24 protein-coding genes are annotated in these 18,863 nt (G+C 40.4%); 20 read left to right on the top strand and 4 right to left on the bottom strand.

The window, feature by feature from the left end:
• The first annotated feature begins 20 nt into the window (after positions 1–20).
• The 6 genes from AM592_RS06770 (at position 21) to AM592_RS06745 (ending at position 4,989) form a co-directional block, all read left to right on the top strand.
• Positions 21–1,292, top strand: coding sequence for a peptidase (locus AM592_RS06770; protein WP_053603086.1), 1,272 nt, complete (start codon positions 21–23; stop codon positions 1,290–1,292).
• A complete protein-coding gene (ablB, locus tag AM592_RS06765) occupies positions 1,285–2,115 on the top strand; it encodes a putative beta-lysine N-acetyltransferase (protein WP_053603085.1) in 831 nt (276 codons plus the stop codon). Before AM592_RS06770 ends, ablB begins: the two co-directional genes overlap by 8 nt.
• Before the next feature lie 82 nt (positions 2,116–2,197).
• Entirely contained in the window at positions 2,198–3,604 is a 1,407-nt protein-coding gene (gene kamA / locus AM592_RS06760; RefSeq protein WP_053603084.1) for a lysine 2,3-aminomutase, read from the top strand.
• Entirely contained in the window at positions 3,591–3,869 is a 279-nt protein-coding gene (locus AM592_RS06755; RefSeq protein ID WP_053603083.1) for a YokU family protein, read from the top strand. Before kamA ends, AM592_RS06755 begins: the two co-directional genes overlap by 14 nt.
• A gap of 74 nt (positions 3,870–3,943) precedes the next feature.
• Positions 3,944–4,168, top strand: a complete 225-nt coding sequence (locus AM592_RS06750; protein ID WP_053603082.1) for a YozE family protein — start codon at positions 3,944–3,946, stop codon at positions 4,166–4,168.
• A gap of 140 nt (positions 4,169–4,308) precedes the next feature.
• Positions 4,309–4,989: a hypothetical protein gene (locus AM592_RS06745; protein WP_053603081.1), complete on the top strand. Its 681-nt coding sequence runs from the start codon at positions 4,309–4,311 to the stop codon at positions 4,987–4,989.
• On the opposite strand, the gene AM592_RS24090 is transcribed toward AM592_RS06745, so the two are convergent.
• Complete coding sequence (locus tag AM592_RS24090) at positions 4,976–5,119, bottom strand: hypothetical protein (RefSeq protein WP_098945204.1); 144 nt, start codon at positions 5,117–5,119, stop codon at positions 4,976–4,978. The two genes, AM592_RS06745 and AM592_RS24090, sit on opposite strands and share 14 nt — an antisense overlap.
• A gap of 131 nt (positions 5,120–5,250) precedes the next feature.
• Between AM592_RS24090 and AM592_RS23180 the strand changes: the two genes are divergently transcribed.
• The 4 genes from AM592_RS23180 (at position 5,251) to deoD (ending at position 7,280) form a co-directional block, all read left to right on the top strand.
• The gene (locus AM592_RS23180) at positions 5,251–5,418 is read left to right on the top strand and encodes a YozD family protein (RefSeq protein ID WP_082363817.1); all 168 of its coding nucleotides are present in this window, start codon (positions 5,251–5,253) and stop codon (positions 5,416–5,418) included.
• A 73-nt stretch (positions 5,419–5,491) separates the two neighbouring features.
• Complete coding sequence (locus tag AM592_RS06740; protein WP_053603080.1) at positions 5,492–6,103, top strand: phosphatase PAP2 family protein; 612 nt, start codon at positions 5,492–5,494, stop codon at positions 6,101–6,103.
• Between the two features lie 59 nt (positions 6,104–6,162).
• Positions 6,163–6,495, top strand: a complete 333-nt coding sequence (locus AM592_RS06735) for a YodL domain-containing protein (RefSeq protein WP_053603079.1) — start codon at positions 6,163–6,165, stop codon at positions 6,493–6,495.
• Between the two features lie 83 nt (positions 6,496–6,578).
• Positions 6,579–7,280: a purine-nucleoside phosphorylase gene (gene deoD / locus AM592_RS06730; RefSeq protein ID WP_053603078.1), complete on the top strand. Its 702-nt coding sequence runs from the start codon at positions 6,579–6,581 to the stop codon at positions 7,278–7,280.
• A 71-nt stretch (positions 7,281–7,351) separates the two neighbouring features.
• Here deoD and AM592_RS06725 read toward each other — a convergent pair whose 3' ends face one another.
• Together AM592_RS06725 and AM592_RS06720 are read right to left on the bottom strand one after the other, a co-directional pair.
• Entirely contained in the window at positions 7,352–7,606 is a 255-nt protein-coding gene (locus AM592_RS06725) for a hypothetical protein (RefSeq protein ID WP_053603077.1), read from the bottom strand.
• Between the two features lie 86 nt (positions 7,607–7,692).
• Positions 7,693–8,394: a class I SAM-dependent methyltransferase gene (locus AM592_RS06720; protein ID WP_053603076.1), complete on the bottom strand. Its 702-nt coding sequence runs from the start codon at positions 8,392–8,394 to the stop codon at positions 7,693–7,695.
• Positions 8,395–8,546: 152 nt separating this feature from the next.
• Here AM592_RS06720 and AM592_RS06715 point away from each other — a divergent pair, with 152 nt between their 5' ends.
• From AM592_RS06715 to AM592_RS06700, 4 genes are all read left to right on the top strand, one after another.
• Entirely contained in the window at positions 8,547–9,941 is a 1,395-nt protein-coding gene (locus AM592_RS06715) for a S41 family peptidase (protein ID WP_053603075.1), read from the top strand.
• A gap of 203 nt (positions 9,942–10,144) precedes the next feature.
• A complete protein-coding gene (locus AM592_RS06710; RefSeq protein ID WP_053603074.1) occupies positions 10,145–10,489 on the top strand; it encodes a winged helix-turn-helix transcriptional regulator in 345 nt (114 codons plus the stop codon).
• A complete protein-coding gene (locus tag AM592_RS06705; protein ID WP_053603073.1) occupies positions 10,476–11,225 on the top strand; it encodes an SDR family oxidoreductase in 750 nt (249 codons plus the stop codon). The genes AM592_RS06710 and AM592_RS06705 overlap by 14 nt, the downstream gene beginning before the upstream one ends.
• A gap of 60 nt (positions 11,226–11,285) precedes the next feature.
• Complete coding sequence (locus AM592_RS06700) at positions 11,286–11,543, top strand: hypothetical protein (RefSeq protein WP_053603072.1); 258 nt, start codon at positions 11,286–11,288, stop codon at positions 11,541–11,543.
• Positions 11,544–11,628: 85 nt separating this feature from the next.
• Here the strand turns inward: AM592_RS06700 and AM592_RS06695 are convergent, their stop codons facing one another.
• Entirely contained in the window at positions 11,629–12,069 is a 441-nt protein-coding gene (locus AM592_RS06695) for an Hsp20/alpha crystallin family protein (protein ID WP_053603071.1), read from the bottom strand.
• Positions 12,070–12,626: 557 nt separating this feature from the next.
• Between AM592_RS06695 and AM592_RS06685 the strand changes: the two genes are divergently transcribed.
• The 6 genes from AM592_RS06685 to AM592_RS06660 all read left to right on the top strand — a co-directional run bounded on the left by AM592_RS06685 (position 12,627) and on the right by AM592_RS06660 (position 18,854).
• Positions 12,627–12,977 carry a YojF family protein gene (locus tag AM592_RS06685; protein ID WP_053603069.1) on the top strand — a complete coding sequence of 117 codons (351 nt, stop codon included), beginning with the start codon at positions 12,627–12,629 and terminating at the stop codon, positions 12,975–12,977.
• A gap of 18 nt (positions 12,978–12,995) precedes the next feature.
• Positions 12,996–13,661, top strand: a complete 666-nt coding sequence (bshB2, locus tag AM592_RS06680) for a bacillithiol biosynthesis deacetylase BshB2 (RefSeq protein WP_053603068.1) — start codon at positions 12,996–12,998, stop codon at positions 13,659–13,661.
• A 366-nt stretch (positions 13,662–14,027) separates the two neighbouring features.
• Positions 14,028–15,308: a C40 family peptidase gene (locus AM592_RS06675; RefSeq protein WP_053603067.1), complete on the top strand. Its 1,281-nt coding sequence runs from the start codon at positions 14,028–14,030 to the stop codon at positions 15,306–15,308.
• 92 nt (positions 15,309–15,400) lie between these two features.
• Entirely contained in the window at positions 15,401–15,985 is a 585-nt protein-coding gene (locus tag AM592_RS06670) for a superoxide dismutase family protein (protein ID WP_053603066.1), read from the top strand.
• Between the two features lie 68 nt (positions 15,986–16,053).
• Positions 16,054–16,944, top strand: coding sequence for an ATP-binding protein (locus tag AM592_RS06665; RefSeq protein ID WP_053603065.1), 891 nt, complete (start codon positions 16,054–16,056; stop codon positions 16,942–16,944).
• A gap of 8 nt (positions 16,945–16,952) precedes the next feature.
• The gene (locus AM592_RS06660; protein WP_053603064.1) at positions 16,953–18,854 is read left to right on the top strand and encodes a vWA domain-containing protein; all 1,902 of its coding nucleotides are present in this window, start codon (positions 16,953–16,955) and stop codon (positions 18,852–18,854) included.
• The last annotated feature ends 9 nt before the right edge of the window (positions 18,855–18,863 follow it).

Here is an 18,863-nt window from a genome sequence, read left to right as displayed (position 1 = left end):
CCAAAAAAAGGAGGTCTTCTATGATCAATTTAGAAGAAAAAGTGTGCCGATGGATCGAAGATAACAAAGATAACGCAGTGCGTCTGTTAAAAAAACTGATTGCCGAAAAAAGCACCATTGGAGAAGAATTTAACGCTCAAGCGGTGATCCTTGAAAAGCTCCGTCAATTTCAAATGGAAGTTGATGTGTATGAACCGAGCATTATTCAATTGAAGCAGCACCCCTATTTTGTATCTGGCCGCGAGAATTTCGCAGAAAGCCCGAATATCGTTGCCCGAAAGCATGGAAGCGGCGGCGGAAAATCAATTATCTTAAATGGCCATATTGATGTCGTACCTGAAGGGAGCATCGGAAAATGGAGTACCCACCCGTATCTGGCTGTAGAAAAGAACGGAAAGGTATACGGCAGAGGCGCATCGGATATGAAAGGGGGAACAACAGCGCTCTTACTTGCAATTGAGGCATTAGAAGCATGCGGAATTACGTTAAAAGGCGATCTCATCTTTCAAAGTGTCACAGATGAAGAAAACGGGGGAGCGGGAACTCTTTCCACTGTACTTCGAGGGTACAAGGCAGACGGAGCGCTGATACCTGAACCGACGAATTTAAAACTGTTTATCAAGCAGCAGGGATCCATGTGGTTCCGGATTATCGTTAAAGGCTTATCTGCGCACGGGGGTACGAGATATGAAGGAGTAAGTGCGATAGAAAAAAGCATTCTCGTTCTAAATGCTTTAAAGGAACTGGAGAAGAAGAGAAATGTCAGAATAAAAGATCCGCTGTACCACAATACTCCCATTCCTGTTCCAATAAATATCGGCACGATCAATGGGGGCAGCTGGCCATCTTCGGTCGCAGATCTTGTTCAAGTCGAAGGCCGGTGCGGAGTCGCTCCTGACGAGGACATGAATCATGTAAAACTTGAGATTGAAAATGGACTCAAAAGCTTAGAAAAACAGGACGAATGGTTTAAATTTCACCCCGTAGAATTGGAATGGTACGGCGCCCACTGGCTTCCCAATGCATTAGATGAAAACCACGATCTAGTCAGATCTCTGGAAGCATCATTTGAGAAAATAACGAATCATACAGCAAAAAAGGAGGCATCGCCATGGGGGACTGACGGGGGGATGCTTTTTCACGCAGGAAGCATTCCGACGATTGTATTTGGTCCTGGCGAAACGAAAGTCGCGCATCACACTGATGAATATATTGAAATAGAAGCCATGCTAACATCAGCCAAAATTATCAGTTTATTTCTTTTGGATTGGTGCGAGATAGAAAATGATTAAAGTACAGGAAGAACATTGTCATGCTGTTGTTGATTACGATTTGATTAATAAGCGAATTCGAGTATTGGATTATGAAGGAAAAGCAGCGGCACTGGCCGATATTCTCATCAAAACCGGAAAAGAACGCGGCATGGAAAAAATCATTATCTTTGCGAAAACATATGATCAAAAGGATCTACTTCAAAAGTTATTTCTTCAAGAAGGAGAAATTGACGGGTATTACAACGGTTATAGAGCTTTGCTCATGACGTATTATCTCGATCAAACGAGAAAAACGACCAATTCTTGGGAGCGCCAAGATCACCTGCTCCAAACGATTTTGAATCAATCAAAAAAACCTATAAGAGACCACGGATTCTCTTTTCAAATACGCGAGGCAAAGGCTGAGGATTCTGAAATGCTCACCGATCTATATAAAAAAGTCTTTCCTATTTATCCTGCTCCAATTACTGACCGTGCTTACATTGAAAAAACGATAACAGGCGGAAGCGTTTACTATACTTGTTTTAGCGGCGATACATTAATCAGCGCCGCTGCTGCAGAAATCAATACAAAGCTCGGCCATGCAGAAATCACCGATTGTGCAACATTAACTGAATTTGCTGGACACTCCATACTTACCCGATTGATTATCGAGCTCGAAAAAAAAGTAAAACAAATGGGCATCTTCCATGTATTTTCCTTAGCTAGAGCCGAATCTATTGGCATGAATAAGACGCTTTGCCGTCAGTCCTATTCCTATGGAGGCCGCTTGATCAATAACTGTGTGATTTTTAATGGTTTGGAAAACATGAACATCTGGCAAAAAAAACTATTTGATTAGCAAATTAACCAATAGCCATTTTCCTGTACTCGCACATGCCCCACATATAATGGAAGAAAGATGAGGAAATGGGGGAAAGAATTTGGGGAATGAACTTTTTAAACCGAAACGGCATTGGAAAGAAATCGAACTTTGGAAAGACGTTACCGATGAGCAGTGGAATGATTGGCTCTGGCAATTGACTCACACCGTCAGAAATGTCGATGAATTAAGCAAGGTTGTCAATTTAACCGATGATGAAAAAGAAGGAGTTAGCCTTTCAACGAAAACGATTCCGCTGAATATCACACCTTATTACGCTTCACTGATGGATCCTGACGATCCGAAATGCCCCATTCGCATGCAGTCTGTTCCTTTATCAAAAGAAATGAATAAAACGAAATACGATTTAGAGGATCCGCTTCACGAGGATGAAGATTCACCAGTTCCAGGTCTTACGCACCGCTATCCGGATCGAGTATTGTTTCTTGTTACGAATCAATGCTCGATGTATTGCAGGTATTGTACCCGCCGGCGTTTTTCTGGACAGATCGGCATGGGAATACCGAAAAAGCAGCTCGATCAAGCGATTTCATATATTAGTGAAACTCCTGAAGTAAGGGATGTTCTGATATCTGGAGGAGACGGCCTCTTAATCAACGATCAAATTCTTGAATATATTCTTAAAAATTTACGTGCCATACCGCACGTGGAAATCATCCGCATCGGTACGAGGGCTCCTGTAGTTTTCCCGCAAAGGATTACAGAGCGGCTTTGCAGCATTTTAAAAAAGTATCATCCGGTATGGCTGAATACGCATTTTAATACGAGCATCGAGATCACAGAAGAAGCAAAAGAAGCTTGCGAGCGGCTGGTCGATGCTGGCGTCCCGGTTGGAAATCAGGCTGTCATCCTTACTGGGATTAATGACAGTTTAACGATTATGAAGAAGCTGATGCACGATCTTGTGAAAATGAGAGTCCGGCCGTACTATATTTATCAATGTGATTTATCAGAAGGAATCGGTCATTTTCGTGCACCTGTATCAAAAGGAATCGAAATTATGGAAGGATTGCGGGGTCACACGAGCGGTTATGCAGTACCAACTTTCGTCGTTGATGCGCCGGGCGGCGGGGGAAAAATATCCTTGCAGCCGAATTATATTCTGTCACAAAGCCCTGAAAAAATCGTGCTTCGAAACTTCGAAGGGGTTATTTCATCCTATCCAGAGCCTGACAAATACGTTCCGAATCAAGCGGATGAGTTTTTTTATAAGGTTTTTCCTGAGAAAACCACCGAAACAGGCGTTTCATCCCTTTTAACGGATAAAAGTACGTCTTTGGTTCCAGAAGGCTTGAAACGAATCGAGCGGAGAGAAACTTATGTAACCGATCCTAATCATGAATCTTTGAAAAACCGAAGAGAAAAAAGAGACGAACTAAAGGAAAAGAAATTTCTTGCACAAATGAAAAAGGAAAAAAATCAGGAGACAAAAAATGAAAACATGTGACTGGTGTGAAGAGGGTAAAACCATGCCAACCGTCAGTACAGTCTATTGGGAGCTTCCAGATGGTTCAAGAGCCATTGAAATTACTGAAACGCCTGCTGTATCGTGTCTTCATTGCCGCATGAACTACCAGGAGGATCAAGTTGTCAAGGAAATTGAAAATCAGCTGCTTTTAATCGATACAAAACCCCTTCCATACAAGCTTTCATTTGAACAGCTAATGAATACTGAGCGCATATTAAAACGTAATTACTTTGATTTTTCATAATACAACCAGGTTGAAATCATTGTCGGGGGTTGTATAATGAAACAACAAACTAATAATAGTCAGGGGAAATTCAATTGAAATCGTTTTACCATTATTTGATGAAGCATAGGCACCCGAAGCCAAAGGACAAAATCAGCGAGTTTGCAAATCAAGCATATGAAGACCATACATTTCCAAAGTACTCATCAGATTATCATGAGCTTAGTTCGTATTTAGAAGTAAGCGGAGATTATCTTTCCTCGATGTCGGTGTTTGATGATGCTTGGGAACATTATATTGTCGAAGTAAAAAACAAATAATTGATTTTTCTGCAGCTAATAAACCGCTGCAGTCTTTTTTTTGGCTGCATTTCTTAGAAAAATCCCAATTCCTTTGCCCATGCGAAATGAGTTTTTGCGGCATACCATACCGTAAGAACAAAACGGCGAGGGGAGTCAGAATGAAGAAAAACACACCGAAATTCCAGGTTGGGGACGTTGTCGTCATTGTTATGTATGGAACTGTAGGAACCATTACGAAAGTTCATCAAATTGAAAAGCATTTTCTTTATGAAGTGAATCAAAATGAAGTTCTTTATTTTGAGTCCTCTATCCAGCTTTACTCGGATTATGAAGGAATCATTGTCGACATGGAAAAAATAGATATTGAGTATGAATTTCTTATCGGAGACATCGTACGTGTGAAAACATACGGAAAAGAGCTGTTTAAAATTGTTGGACATAGAACTGAAATCTGGAGGTATGCTGAGGATGGCTGGGAGGATATTATTTATGAACTGACCCGCATGAAGGATGGGGCTTGGCTGGAAACGGAAGAGGAGGAGCTTACCCTTGTCATGCGCGAATATGAACTGGACAGATTTATGCATCAGCTGCTGTTTGTCCATTACGTAGGAGAGTCAAATCTGGAATCAGAAGGCTTGAAAAAAGTATTGCTGTCATCAAAACAAAGCACTGAAGATAAAGAATTGCTCATAGGTAACGGCAACTCAGTTGTTGATGAGCTGCTTGATATTTATAATGATTATAAAGTTTTGTATGAAATGTTTCATGACGCAGAGTATAAAGATATGATGAGCTTTGTGTTGGACAGTCTAAAGGATCAATTCAAATCATCATAATAAATTGAATGAGTACGAAGCAGAAATAAGGAACTCCTCCTGCCAGAATACAAAGAAATCCGTAATGAAGCAATTTTTCCATTGCAGCATCAAACGATTCACCATCTAAATAATGCATGAGTTTCTGCATCGATTTTTCCCTCCTGCTTGAACTTGGATAAGACAAGTATATGAAGAGGAAAAAACTTTATGACTAGGATGCTCCAAGGGTATAAAAAAAATGGATAGCTCATACAACAATAGGAAAGGAGGAATCAGCAAATGAAAGAAATTGAGTTTGTCATTGATACAGAAGAAATCGCTGAATTTTTCTATCGGGAGCTGACTGCAAGAGGTTACATACCAGGGGAGGACGAACTGTTTGAGCTGGCAGATATTACGTTTGACTATCTGTTATCCAAATGCTTAATTGAAGAAGAACAGGACTAATTGATCGTACAAGATTCATCTGGCTTATAGCAGGGTATAAGTATGTATATACATAAGAAGGAGGAAAATTTGAGTGAATAAGGCAGTCTTTTCGCTCGCGGTGTTTCTTCTAATGATGGCAGCAGTCCGTTTAGAAAATGTTCAGGCAGCAGATGATTGGATCATTCATGTGTTTACACAAATTCGAACGCCAATTTTTAATCAAACGTTTTTGTTTTTAACTGATTTCGGAGCATCGAAGCATTTGCTTACGATTATTGTTATCGTTGCTTTGTTCTTGATTCTGTTGAAAAAAATCGTTCCTTCTTTGCTGCTTTTTCTGTTGTATTTTACTGAGCGAGTGGCCAATGAGGGTATGAAATTGATCGTGCACAGGCAAAGGCCTCACTATCATCCATTGGCTACTGAGACGTCATTCAGCTTCCCAAGCGGACATAGCATGAATACTGCGAGCATCTATTTGTTTATTGCTTTTCTTTTGATTACATATATTCCGTTTTTTTATCAGCATAAAAGAAGTACTTGGTTTTTCGCTTTTTCACTTGTATTTCTCATTGGTATTAGCAGAATATATACCGGCGTCCATTTTTTAACAGATGTCATTGCCGGATGGAGCTTAGGATACTGCTTTTATCTACTGTTTAAAAAAATTGACGAACGAATGTTGGCTATTCGACAAAATTAGTGAAAGGAATTATACGATCAAAGGCTAAAATATAATAAAAAGCCTGGGAGGGGATCGTGATGAGATTCAGTTTTCAAGTATTTAAGAAAAAGGCTCCAGAATATGATATTACGATTTTTCAAACTCCGGATATTGGTGAGAAAAAAGGGTACGAGCCTGTCTATCAAACAGAATTAGATGGGAGATCACACAGGGAAGTATTGGATACGGTGTTTTCTAAATTTAATGTGCTCGATACGGTACCTTCTGATTACAAAGCAAGATTTATTCGTACTGGGGATATTGTATTAATAAGCGAAAATAAGAAAAAGGAAACATACTATAAGCTTTCTTCGATGGGCTGGCGGGAAATTACGATACCAAACCTGCCGATGTCTGCAATTAGCTGCTAATTTTAGCAGCTTTCTTTATGTCATTTTTTGTTTATGAGAGTTATGGTATAGTGATAAGGAAACTGTTAGTTGGAGGAATGACAATGAGTGTACATATAGGAGCTGAAAAAGGCCAAATTGCAGATACAGTATTACTCCCAGGTGATCCGCTGCGTGCAAAATACATAGCAGAAACGTATTTGGAAGATGTAATTTGCTACAATGAAGTGAGAGGAATGCTTGGTTTTACGGGTACATATAAAGGCAAGAGAATCTCTGTTCAAGGTACTGGGATGGGAGTCCCTTCTATAAGCATTTATGTGAATGAACTGATTCAGAGCTATGATGTAAAAAAATTAGTCCGTGTAGGTTCATGCGGAGCAATCAAAATGGACGTTCAGGTTCGTGACGTCATTCTTGCTATGACATCTTCTACTGATTCACAAATCAATCGAGTTGCTTTTGGTGAAATTGACTATGCTCCGTCCGCAAGCTTTGAATTGTTAAAAAATGCATTCGATACGGCTGTAGAACGCAATGTTTCTGTAAAGGTCGGCAATGTGTTTACGGCAGATCAATTTTATAATGATGACAGCCAAATTGAAAAGTTAGCGAAATACGGTGTTTTGGCAATAGAAATGGAAACAACGGCCTTGTATACACTCGCCGCAAAATTCAACAGGGAGGCACTGACAATATTAACAGTGAGTGACCATGTTTTAACAGGAGAAGAAACGACTTCTGAAGAGCGGCAGACAACCTTTAATGAAATGATTGAAATTGCTCTTGAATCTAGTTTGAAGTAAGATATTTTCACGTATGAAACATGCATGAAGAAGAAGCACATGTAAAAAATGCGCTTCTTTTTCGTGTGCTTTTAGAAAAAAAACAATCCGGCAATGGCGATGCCGACGATGACACCAAGTGCTATCCCATATCCATATCCGCCCCAAGGATAATATCCTCCATAAAATCCGTATCCATAACCAAATCCTCTTGGTCTGGACGGTTGGATAAATACTTTACTATTGGAAACTCTCGTAATTCTTCCAACATGTACTCTACCGGAACGATCAGTAATTCTACAATTCTTTCCTACATTTCTGCTGCATAAATGATAGTACTGATTCAAATGAAATGCCTCCTATCTAGCTTCTTTCTTAGTTAGCTTACGATAGAAACATAGAATAGAATGGACGAATAGAGGAGGCTAAATGTTTATTTTATAGAAGCCGTAAAAATAAGATGCCCCATACGTCCCCGATATTTTTGCAATATACGATTATGTTGGTCCAAGATGTGATACGATGCTTCCGTTATACTTGGTGATAGATTCATTTCTGTCTCTTGTGTTTCAAGCACGAGGTTCTTCCAGTTTATAACGTTTACTTCAGCGAAGCCTGCGTTTTTCAGCGCGGCGATCCATTCTCCTTTTGAATACACGTCATGAAAGTCATAAAAATCTTTTATCTCGTTTTTTTCTATGCTTGTAAGCTCTGCCGTTCTGGTTGCTTCTATGGCAATCAATATGCCATCCGGTTTTAATATTCTTTGGATTTCAGCTGCAGATTGTCTTAGATCTGTAAATGAAAGGACCGATTCTGTCAAAATATAAGAAAACGTATCATCGCCGAAAGTCGTTTGTTCAATTTTTTCATGATAGATTGGAATCGATAATCCTTTCATCTCAAATCTTACGGCAGCTTTATCTGCCATCAACAGGTTGGGCTCCAATGCGATAACTGGAAATGAAAGCTGTTTTAGGTAAGCGGCAGTCTGCCCTGTCCCGCATCCAGCATCGAGAATGGGAAGCTCCGGGTTTAACCGAAGTGCCTGAATAAGTGCCTTCGTTAAAGGCAGGCCGCCCGGATGTGCACCTCCAATTCCCAACTCGGCCAGCATCTTAAGATAAGCGCTCAAAAAAACTCCCTCCTTTTTTATAAGCTATGTAGAAGCTTGCGAAAAGGTTGGAGCGGACAAGCCGGTTGATTTGTATATTTTTCAAGGGAAGTTGGTTGACTAAACAAAATTCGTTCGGGATAATAATGGGGGAGAGAAGGTGGTGTTTTCTGTTGAAACAAATTGTAAAACTATTTCTTGTGGTCATCATTACCGCAGCTGCAGCATCGAGCATTACTTGGCTTGTTGCAAACCAGCAGAATTCGCCGGCAGTTTCGGCGTCAGATGATCAAAAATTTAATAAATTGATGTCGACCTACGAGAAGATTAGCAAACAGTATTATGAAAAAGTTGATGATCAGAAATTAGTGGACGGTGCGATTAAAGGGATGGTCGAGGCGCTGGGTGATCCTTATTCAACCTATATGGATCAAGAGGAAGCATCCGGGTTTCAGCAAAATATCTCGTCTTCATTTGAAGGCATCGGCGCCCAAGTTGAGGAAAAAAACGGACAAATTTTAATTGTTGCTCCGCTTAAGGGATCTCCTGCAGAAGAAGCAGGCCTGAAACCCCACGACCAAATTTTAAAGGTCGATGATAAAAGTGTGGAAGGGATGAACGTAAACGAAGCGGTCACCCATATTCGCGGAGAAAAAGGAACGAATGTTAAGCTTGTTTTAAACCGTGCAGGTGTCGGGCAAGTAGAAGTCACAATAAAACGTGATACAATCCCGATTGAAACGGTTTATTCTAAATTGACAGACAACAAGATTGGCGAGATTCAAATTACCAGCTTTTCTGAATCTACGTCTTCAGAGTTAACAAAGGCCATCGACGAATTAAAGCAAAAGGGAGCAAAGGGATTTGTTTTGGATCTCAGAAATAATCCCGGAGGTTTAATGGATCAAGCTATATCTATGAGCAATATTTTTGTTGATAAAGGAAAAACGATTATGCAGGTAGAAAGTAAGGACGGCCAGAAAGAAGTCATTAAGGCCGAAGAGGATAAATCTGTAAGCGAACCTGTCGTTGTCCTCGTAAATGAAGGTACGGCAAGTGCTGCAGAAATTATGGCTGCTGCGTTGCATCAATCCTCTGACATACCAATTGTCGGACAAAAAACGTTTGGCAAAGGAACCATTCAGCAACCGGAACAGTATTCCGATGGATCATCTGTCAAAATTACGATTGCAAAATGGCTGACTCCTGACGGCAGCTGGATTCATGAAAAAGGCATTCAGCCTGATGTGAAATCAGAACTTCCGGATTACGCAAGCCTTCCTTATTTGGATCCCGAAAAAGAATACAAACAGGGAGATTCGGGCAACGATATTAAGGTAGTTCAACAAATGCTTAATGCACTAGGATACAAGGTTACTGCAAACAGTCTGTTTGATGAGAAGACAGAAGAGGCTGTCAAAGCATTTCAATCGGATAACGGTTTAACAGAAGACGGAGTTATAAAGTCTGACACTACCTCAGGCATAATGGCAAAACTGCAAGAAAAGCTTGCAAAAAATGATTCGCAAATGAAAGAAGCCTTAGATGTCTTGAAAAAAGAAATGTAACAAAAAAATCCTTGCGATTTATCGCAAGGATTTTCAAATCGTTAAATGGAAGCGAATCATGTGGCGTATTCCTTCAGCTGCAGTACAACCTTCTTCCAAGAAGAGCTGATTCGTGGTACTATAGAGTTAGATGCTCACTTTTTGTTAGTGAAACGCCTGTTATTTGATACTGAAATCGATTTTGTACGTAAAGGGTGAAAGCAATGGGATTTGAATTATGTCCTAAGGTAGAAATTGCCCTTTCCTTGCTTGGGAAAAGGTGGAACGGCATGATTATTCATGTATTGTTGCATGGACCGAAACGATTTAAGGACTTAAATGAAATGATTCCGCACATCAGTCAGAAAATGCTTGCAGAGCGTTTGAAAGAGCTGGAGCAGGAAGGAATTATTAAAAGAGATGTTTTGCCCGAAACACCTGTCAAGGTGATCTATCATTTAACAGAAAAAGGGGAAGAGCTCAAGCCGGTATTATCTGAAATCGCAACTTGGGCGGATAAAAACTGCGTACCTGAACTGGCGGGGAATGAAAAAAATGAACAACAATAAGAAAGCCGTCATCATTACAGGTGCGGCAGGTGGCATTGGACAAGTACTTGCCCTTGAGTATGCGAAAGAAGGATTTTTTGTTTTGAGCGCAGATGTGAATCAAGAAGGCGGACAAGCGCTTGAAGAAAAAATCTATTCTCTCGGCCTTTCCTGCCGGTTTATCAAAACAGATGCTGCCGATGAAGAGCAAGTCAAAAGAGCGGTAAACCAAGCCATATCGGAAAACCGCTCCTTGTACGCTTTAATTAATAATGTCGGTAAGGGCATTTGGAAGTCCCCTTTAGAGCTTGAATTATCCGAATGGAATGATGTCCTTTCTACCAACTTAACGAGTGTATTTTTGTTTTCGAAAGAAGCGGCGAAAATTATGAGAAAACAAGAAGAGGGAGGAGCCATCGTAAACATGGCTTCCACTCGCGGACTGATGTCTGAACCAGATTCTGAAAGCTATGCTGCTTCCAAAGGGGGAATTCTCGCGATCACTCATGCGCTTGCTGCATCTTTAAGCAGTGACGGAATTGTTGTAAACAGTATCTCGCCCGGATGGATTGAAACCGGAGATTACAGCAAGTTAAGGGACATTGACCATTCACAGCATTTTTCCCAACGTGTCGGCCTTCCTATGGATATTTATAAAGCATGTAAGTATCTCACTGATCCGGAAAACCGTTTTGTGACAGGAACCGATTTAATTGTCGACGGTGGAATGACTAAAAAAATGATTTATGAGGAGTAGCCCAAACCATTCCTGTCTTTATGAATACTTTAGTATAGGCAAACATAAAGGAGGAATAACATGTACCCTCACTTCATATACAATCAGAGGTCAGGGCCTGCCGGATTTCCATTCCGCAGCCCCTTTTTGTTCGGGGCTCCCTTTCTGGGCGGTTTGATTGGAGGATTTTTAGGCGGTGCGATTTTTAATTATCCAAGGCCATATTTTTACCCTCCTGTCCCGTACGGTCCGGTGCCATACGGCGGAGGATACCCTGGTCCATATGGGGGAAGCGGATTCCCTGGTCCTTACCCTGGCCAAGGTCCGCAGCAGTATTAACAAGCCAAATTGAAAGCGATAAAAATGACCTGTTAGAAATAGCAGGTCATTTGCATGCAGCAGCCTTTAACTAACGCGAGAAAAGTTACGAGATTTCGATTTCGGAAAGCTGATAATCCTCAAGTTTCATAAAGCGAATTTCCAGGTTTCCATCATTATAGGAAGCTTTAGTGCCCTTTCTTTTCACCAAAGAAGGCAATATGATTTTATGGTCATCGCCGTCCTTCGGAAAATTTTCAATAATCAACGTATGGGAGGTATGCTTTATTTTTATCTCTTCCAGCTGCTTTTCATTGATTTGCAGTTTGACAAAAACGTGATCATTCGTTTCAAATGTATGTGCGGCATGATTGTTGTCTTCGTTATGCAATGGATCACGGAAAGGAAATTGAGACGGATACCCTTTTCCGAAAACGCTGCTCATCACTTGATTGACGTATGACTCAACCTCATTAGGATTCATTTGTTTGAATTGGTCTTTTGTAAATTGATTTTGGAATGGAAAAAAACGGTTCCAATCGAACATGCCAAACACTTCCTTTCATCTGTTTACATATATATGTGTCTAATCATGAAGGCGTGCGCTTAACAGAAGGTGGTGAAGGCAGTCCTCTTTTTGGAATTGCGCGTGGGCGCTATATGTTGAAAGGTGTATTGACAACAAAAAAGGCAAAAGCTTTATTTAAAACATACGGTACCGTATGTTGAGGTGAAATCGATGCTTATCTCTTTATTCAAACAAGATAATCCTTCCTGCTTCGTTCAATTAAGAATAACTTATATCCTCATCATTGTCTTCAACATGATTTTTCATGGGAAGAGAAGTGACTTCAGAAATCTATGCCGCTGTGCAGATAGAAGATAAGGTTGTATAATATGAGGATACCTTTGTAAAAAAATATGTGAAAAATCAGTACGTAGAAATCAGAAGCATACTTCTTGCTCAGGAAAAAAAGAACCTATATGATGATAAGGACACTCTATATTCAAGTACTGTCAAGCGTATGGACGATTCGTTGCTTATTGATTTACATACAAAACGTTTTTTAGGCTTTATAGCAGTTATAGAAAGTGAGGAAAAGAATGAAACCGATCGTTAAGGATGCAGTCCAGCAGTCTTTGGAACAATTTCTAAATCAGCCAGTTTATATTCACTTAGAAACGACGACTGGCGCTTATTCAGCTCATAGAGATCCAAACAATATGACCGTGGTGGCATATATTCGTAATGCAAAGGTAAAATACAGCCAAGCGAAAATTAAAGGCCAAGGACCATTCAGAGTGGGCTTGAAATCTGAAGATGGCTGGATTTATGCAGAAGGATTAACTGATTTTACAATTGACGAAAACGGAGCGCTGCTGCTTGCAGGATATTTGCCCGGCGGGAAGCTTGCCATCAGCCTGCAAATCAGCACGGACCCTTTTCCAGTTTAATAAAGAAGGTGAAGAATTTTGAGTAAAGAGCATGTACTTGTTATTTTGCCTCATCCGGATGATGAATCTTTCGGTGTGGCAGGATTGATTGCATTAAATAGAAAAAAAGGAATCCCGGTTACCTATGCTTGTGCAACTCTTGGGGAGATGGGCAGAAATATGGGGGATCCGCTTTTTGCAAATCGGGAATCCCTTTCGTCTATTAGAAAAAAAGAGCTGATTCAGGCGTGTCAGGAGCTAGATGTTGAATTGAAAATGCTTGGACTACGTGACAAAACGCTTGAATTTGAAGATGATGAATATTTGGCTGATATTATGGAATCCGTAATAAATGAAGTAAATCCGAGTCTTATCGTTACATTTTATCCCGGGTACGGCGTTCATCCCGACCACGATGCATGTGGTGAAGCGGTCATCAGAGCTTTGTATCGCAGAAAAAAAGAAGACCGGCCTTTGACGTATTGCATTGCGATCACTAATGATCGTGAGGAAGAGGTAGGGAAGCCGGATGTGATGTTTGACATCAAAGAAGTAGCGGATGTTAAATTCCGTGCGCTAAAAGCCCATAAATCACAAACGGAATACATGCTGAAAGAAATTGATACGGAGCTGAACTCGTCTGTATTCGAGCATATGCCTTGGTTTGAACAAGAAGTGTTTTGGACTTATCCGTGGAAAGATTAAAATAGGCAGCCTTTTGCTGCCTATTTTTTATCCGGATTTTTAGAGCTTTTAAACATTTGAACATAAATCGTGGACAAGGCAACAACTCCGAATAAAGTGCATGAGTATTTAAAGATCGTTTCTAACATCATATCTCTCCCCGCATCAAAATATTGATCAACAGTTAATAGTTAGTAGTTTGCGCCGATAAGAAAAAGGGATGCATTATTTCTCTTAATAAAAAGTTTTTTGTTTTTTTATCTAATAGCAATTGTCTTTCCTGATGGACTTTTGTAAGATAATAGTATAATTGTGTCGAAAACCATGCAGTCTTGCCAAAAAGCAAGATTGCTGCAAAATGAAAAAGATAGGAGGCAAATTTTATTTATGAATAATAGAATCGTTGTCGGTTTGACTGCTTCTGCACTAGCGGGAACGGCTTTCGCAGCACCTTCAGCGGAAGCGGTCTCAATCACAGTGAAAAAGGGAGACTCTTTGTGGAAGCTATCGAGAGATTATCATACTAGTATTGATTCAATTAAATTAGCAAACAACCTATCTTCTACGCAGCTTATGATTGGGCAAGTCCTTAAAATCCCGAAAAAGGCAGACAGCAATACACAGAAAAAGACTGCAGTACCAGCTAAAAAGCCTGCGAAACCTTCGATCTCTACATATACTGTGAAATACGGTGATTCGTTATGGATGATTGCCAGAAATAGCCACACTTCAGTGCAAGAGATTCGAAACTTAAATTCGTTATCAAGTGATATGATTTATCCAGGACAAAAATTAAAGCTGAAAAAGAGTTCACAATCGTCTCAGCAAAAACCGTCATCGGGTTCAATCGTTCAAACGAATACTGATTCAGTCGATACTGATACATATCAAGTGCAGCTTGGAGATTCCCTATGGAAGATAGCTAATAAGCATAATCTTTCATTAGCTGAATTAAAAACATTAAATCAACTGACATCCGATACCATTTATCCAGGCAAAATATTAAAGCTGAAGGCGTCAGGTAAGCCACCGGCTGAGAAACCGCAAGATATAGAGCAGTCCCAAGAGCCTGAGAAACCGGAAAACCCTTCTTCCGCGGCGGAACATACTGTAAAAGCAGGTGATTCCCTATGGAAGATTGCAAACCAGTATAACATTTCTGTTCAACAGATTAGAGATTTCAATCAATTAGTATCGGATGTTCTCCAAATTGGACAAGTGATCCGCATTTCAGAGGCTGGCAAAAAGCCCGAGCCTACTCAGCCAGTGAATCCGCCTTCTCAGCCATCAACCGATCCGGAGCAAATTGGGATCAAAGCAGACCGGATGATAGAAGAAGCAATGAAATACATAGGTGTCCCATATCGTTGGGGCGGAAATAACCCATCAGGATTTGATTGCAGCGGGTTTATCTATTACTCGATAAATAAAGTCGCGTCTATTTCTCGATTAAGCACAGCCGGCTATTGGAACTCTATGAAGTCAATTGGAGAACCTTCCCGCGGTGATTTTGTATATTTCACAACGTATAAAGCAGGTCCGTCTCATATGGGTATTTATTTAGGAAACGGAGACTTTATTCATGCTGGCTCGTCGGGTGTTGAAATCTCAAACTTAAGCAATTCCTATTGGAACAAACGATATCTTGGAGCAAAACGTTTCTTTTAAAAAGCCATTTTAATGGCTTTTTTTGTTTACGCTGATTTTAATCTGTCCACACTAACAAAAGCATTAAATATATTAGAGGCGTGGGGGTTGAAATGAAACAGTTTGTAACAGGATTCCTTGCTTCCTTACTATTAATTTCTAGTGCCGGTTGTGGAACGAAAAATGACGGGAGCGTATCAAAAGAGAATTCGAAAGAAGTAGCAGAAATGGCTGGGGGAGTATATCGAATACCAATGGTCAATCAAAAAAGAAATACGGTTGGATACATTGAGGTTTATGAATCAAAGGAAAAAGGCGTGGATATCCATTTATCGGCGAGCGAATTACCGCCTGGTACGCTGGCTTTTCATATTTTCGAAAAAGCAGAGTGTACAGCGCCGACCTTTGAATCAGCGGGTTCTGTTTTTAACCCGACCAATAAAGAACACGGTTTCGATAATCCAAAAGGGCCTTATGCCGGAGACCTGCCAAATATTGAAGTCGGTGCCGATGGGAAGGTTGACATCATCGTCAATGCACCTGATGTGACAATCAGTCAAGGTAAGCTTTCTCTATTAGATAATGACGGAAGTGCTTTTATCATTCACAGCGGACAGGATGATTATCTCACGAACCCGAGCGGAAATTCTGGTGAACGAATTGTATGCGGATCTATTAAAAACGGTGAAGCGCAGTAGATTGCAGGCAGCGGACTTTTTCTAGTATACTCGAGGTTGTATCAGTAAACTTGGAGAGGAAGCATAGAATGAATCAACAAATAGAAAAATTAATTCTGCCGGAATCAATCCAAACAAAAATAAAAGCTTTTCATAAACAAAACATTACTGAAGAAGATCAATCGTTAATCGGATCTCCTGGATATGCATCAGACAACGAATTCATATTGATAGATGCCATTATCTCTCTTGCTATGGGAAAAAATATATTGCTTAAAGGACCAACGGGATCGGGTAAAACGAAGCTTGCCGAGACACTGTCAGCTGTATTTCATCAGCCGATGCACAGCATCAATTGCTCCGTCGATTTAGATGCTGAGGCGTTAGTCGGTTATAAAACAATCACCAATGAAAGCGGACAATCTGCGATTGAATTTGTTCCAGGTCCTGTCACAAAGGCGATGCAAAAAGGGCAATTTCTTTATATTGATGAAATAAATATGGCAAAGCCTGAGACTCTGCCTATTTTAAACGGCGTCCTCGACTACAGAAAACGAATGACAAATCCATTTACGGGTGAGGTTGTTCAAGCAAAGGAAGGCTTTGGTGTTATTGCAGCAATCAATGAAGGGTACGTAGGGACCGTACCTTTAAATGAAGCGCTGAAAAACCGTTTCGTCATCATTGACGTTCCTTATGTTACCGGAAAAATTTTAGAAGATGTGTTAAAGAGCCAATCGACTTTGTCAAACGAAAAATTAATCAAGCAATTTGTTCAATTGTCGTCCGATTTGCTTATTCAGACAGAAAATGGAACGGTTTCCGAAGATGCAGCTTCCATACGGGCCCTGTTGGACACATGTGACCTTGCGGCTTATATTCCTCCTTTGCGAGCAATTGAGAGAGGGGTCGTTGAAAAACTAGAGGATGAACGAGAAAAAGCAGCAGTAAGAAATATTGCTCAAACATTATTTGAATGAGGGTTCCTATGAAGTTTATTAAATTCAACGATAGCACGATCGACTCCTTTTTGTTTATGGAAATGAATGATCTTGCAAAAACCTTGTCTTCGAATCATTCCGTAGAAGTTGAGTATGGCGTGCAATCCTATTACCATCCTTATGAAAATAAAATATACATGAGTCATTTCTGGAAGGACCGGCCTTACGAAGATTTGCGAGCTGGATTAAAAAGCGACATTTATCTCAGATCGATTGGGTCACGTTTTCATTCGTTTCCGGACACGGCAAACTTTTTGCGGCAAATGAAAGGCAAAAAGCTTTCGAGCTTGGCGAAGCAGCTTGTAAGCCTTTTTGAAGATATTCGAATCGAAGAATTAGTAAAATCTTCTCGTCCTGGAACGAAATCAATTTTTCAACAGCGCCGCGAGCTGTATCGCAAGCATTTTCGCACACAGCTGACTCTTAATAAAGAACGAAGCATTTTTACCGATGCTTTGTTTTGCGGAATTTATTTGAAGCTGACAGCGGACTCGCCGCTTGAAGAGATTCCTGATATCCGCGAGGACATTACCGCCGCGAAACCGTATATTGAAAGTCAGTTAAGCAGAATCTATGATGCACGTTCGACAAATGAAATCATTGTGATCGCTAGGAACTTAGTCGATCTCTTTGAAGAAATACTTAATAAAGATATGCTGAATACGTATTTCTTTCTACCCGACATCAGTGTGGTGCAGTTGGAGGAGGCAGAGAAGCTTGAGGAAAATACGAAGCTGAGTGAAGATATTGCCTTAGAAGACCAAGAAAAGGAAGAAAAAGACGTAGAGGACGAAACACTTCCTACCTGGCATAGAGAAACGAATGCCGAATCAAAGAGCTTTTTGCAATTTGATGTAGAACATGGCGCAAAAACCAATCGATTAGGAAACTCATTTCGTGAAGGCGATGATGGGGATCAAGCTTTTGGTATCGTACAGGGAAGAAGCAGTCAGTCGAAAAGAAAGGATTATTCCAAGCTTGAATCACATGACGCCGTGAACGATGAACCGGCAAACAACGGCAATGATGACTTTGGCAAAGAAAACAAATTCGCTGTCGCAAAATTCACATCACCGCATAAACCAACACTGAAAGAAACGCTTGACTATCAAATTCAAGTGAAATCTATCTCGTTTTACCAAAAAAAATTAAAGCAGATGATTCAAAAAACGTTAGAGCACAAAAGGACGCAGCCCAAAACAAATTTGCACGCCGGCCGCTTAAACAAAAAGCTGCTGAGGTATTTCACAGAGGAAAATCCGCGGCTTTTTTATAAAAAGCAGGAGCTTTCAAAAGAAATTGATGCTGCATTTCTCCTGCTCGTTGATTGCTCGGCAAGCATGTTCGATAAAATGGATGAAACGAAAAAGGGGATTGCCCTTTTTCACGAGTCATTAAAATCTGTTCAGGTGAAGCATCAAGTGATTGGCTTTTGGGAAGAAGAGGCCACGGAAGAGGAGCAGCCAAACTATTTTAAGACGATCATTCCATTTGAACAGTCACTAAAACGCGTGACTGGCCCTGAAATTATGCAGCTTGAACCGGAGGAAGATAACCGCGACGGCTTTGCCATTAGGCAGGCTATTCGCATGTTCAGGCACAGACACGAGAAACAGAAATTTTTAATTGTCTTCTCTGATGGTGAACCAGCAGCATACGGGTATGAACAAAACGGAATAGTGGATACTCACGAAGCGGTTATTACTGCAAGAAAAAGGGGTATAGAAGTAATAAATGTATTTTTGTCAAATAGTCAAATTGAAGAGGCTCAAAAGAAAACCATTCAGAATATGTATGGAAGATACAGTTTGTTCGTTCCAAATGTAGACCAGCTTCCGGACGTTCTTTATCCGTTATTGAAGAAATTACTGAACAAGAGCATAGTTTGATTCGTTCGC

Source organism: Bacillus gobiensis, assembly GCF_001278705.1.
Classification (GTDB): Bacteria; Bacillota; Bacilli; order Bacillales; family Bacillaceae; genus Bacillus; species Bacillus gobiensis.
Note: the sequence above shows the minus strand (reverse complement) of the source record. Positions and strands in the feature narration are given on the sequence as shown.

Excerpts from the sequence above, each read along its gene's own strand:
- deoD (WP_053603078.1), top strand. The coding sequence starts at position 6,579 with ATGAGTGTACATATAGGAGCTGAAAAAGGCCAAATTGCAGATACAGTA.
- AM592_RS06710 (WP_053603074.1), top strand. The coding sequence starts at position 10,145 with ATGGGATTTGAATTATGTCCTAAGGTAGAAATTGCCCTTTCCTTGCTT.
- AM592_RS06755 (WP_053603083.1), top strand. The coding sequence starts at position 3,591 with ATGAAAACATGTGACTGGTGTGAAGAGGGTAAAACCATGCCAACCGTC.
- AM592_RS06745 (WP_053603081.1), top strand. The coding sequence starts at position 4,309 with ATGAAGAAAAACACACCGAAATTCCAGGTTGGGGACGTTGTCGTCATT.
- AM592_RS06670 (WP_053603066.1), top strand. The coding sequence starts at position 15,401 with ATGAAACAGTTTGTAACAGGATTCCTTGCTTCCTTACTATTAATTTCT.
- AM592_RS23180 (WP_082363817.1), top strand. The coding sequence starts at position 5,251 with ATGAAAGAAATTGAGTTTGTCATTGATACAGAAGAAATCGCTGAATTT.
- AM592_RS06705 (WP_053603073.1), top strand. The coding sequence starts at position 10,476 with ATGAACAACAATAAGAAAGCCGTCATCATTACAGGTGCGGCAGGTGGC.
- AM592_RS06675 (WP_053603067.1), top strand. The coding sequence starts at position 14,028 with ATGAATAATAGAATCGTTGTCGGTTTGACTGCTTCTGCACTAGCGGGA.
- ablB (WP_053603085.1), top strand. The coding sequence starts at position 1,285 with ATGATTAAAGTACAGGAAGAACATTGTCATGCTGTTGTTGATTACGAT.
- AM592_RS06700 (WP_053603072.1), top strand. The coding sequence starts at position 11,286 with ATGTACCCTCACTTCATATACAATCAGAGGTCAGGGCCTGCCGGATTT.
- AM592_RS06770 (WP_053603086.1), top strand. The coding sequence starts at position 21 with ATGATCAATTTAGAAGAAAAAGTGTGCCGATGGATCGAAGATAACAAA.
- AM592_RS06695 (WP_053603071.1), bottom strand. The coding sequence starts at position 12,069 with ATGTTCGATTGGAACCGTTTTTTTCCATTCCAAAATCAATTTACAAAA.
- AM592_RS06735 (WP_053603079.1), top strand. The coding sequence starts at position 6,163 with ATGAGATTCAGTTTTCAAGTATTTAAGAAAAAGGCTCCAGAATATGAT.
- AM592_RS06660 (WP_053603064.1), top strand. The coding sequence starts at position 16,953 with ATGAAGTTTATTAAATTCAACGATAGCACGATCGACTCCTTTTTGTTT.
- AM592_RS06685 (WP_053603069.1), top strand. The coding sequence starts at position 12,627 with ATGAAACCGATCGTTAAGGATGCAGTCCAGCAGTCTTTGGAACAATTT.
- AM592_RS06665 (WP_053603065.1), top strand. The coding sequence starts at position 16,054 with ATGAATCAACAAATAGAAAAATTAATTCTGCCGGAATCAATCCAAACA.
- AM592_RS24090 (WP_098945204.1), bottom strand. The coding sequence starts at position 5,119 with ATGCAGAAACTCATGCATTATTTAGATGGTGAATCGTTTGATGCTGCA.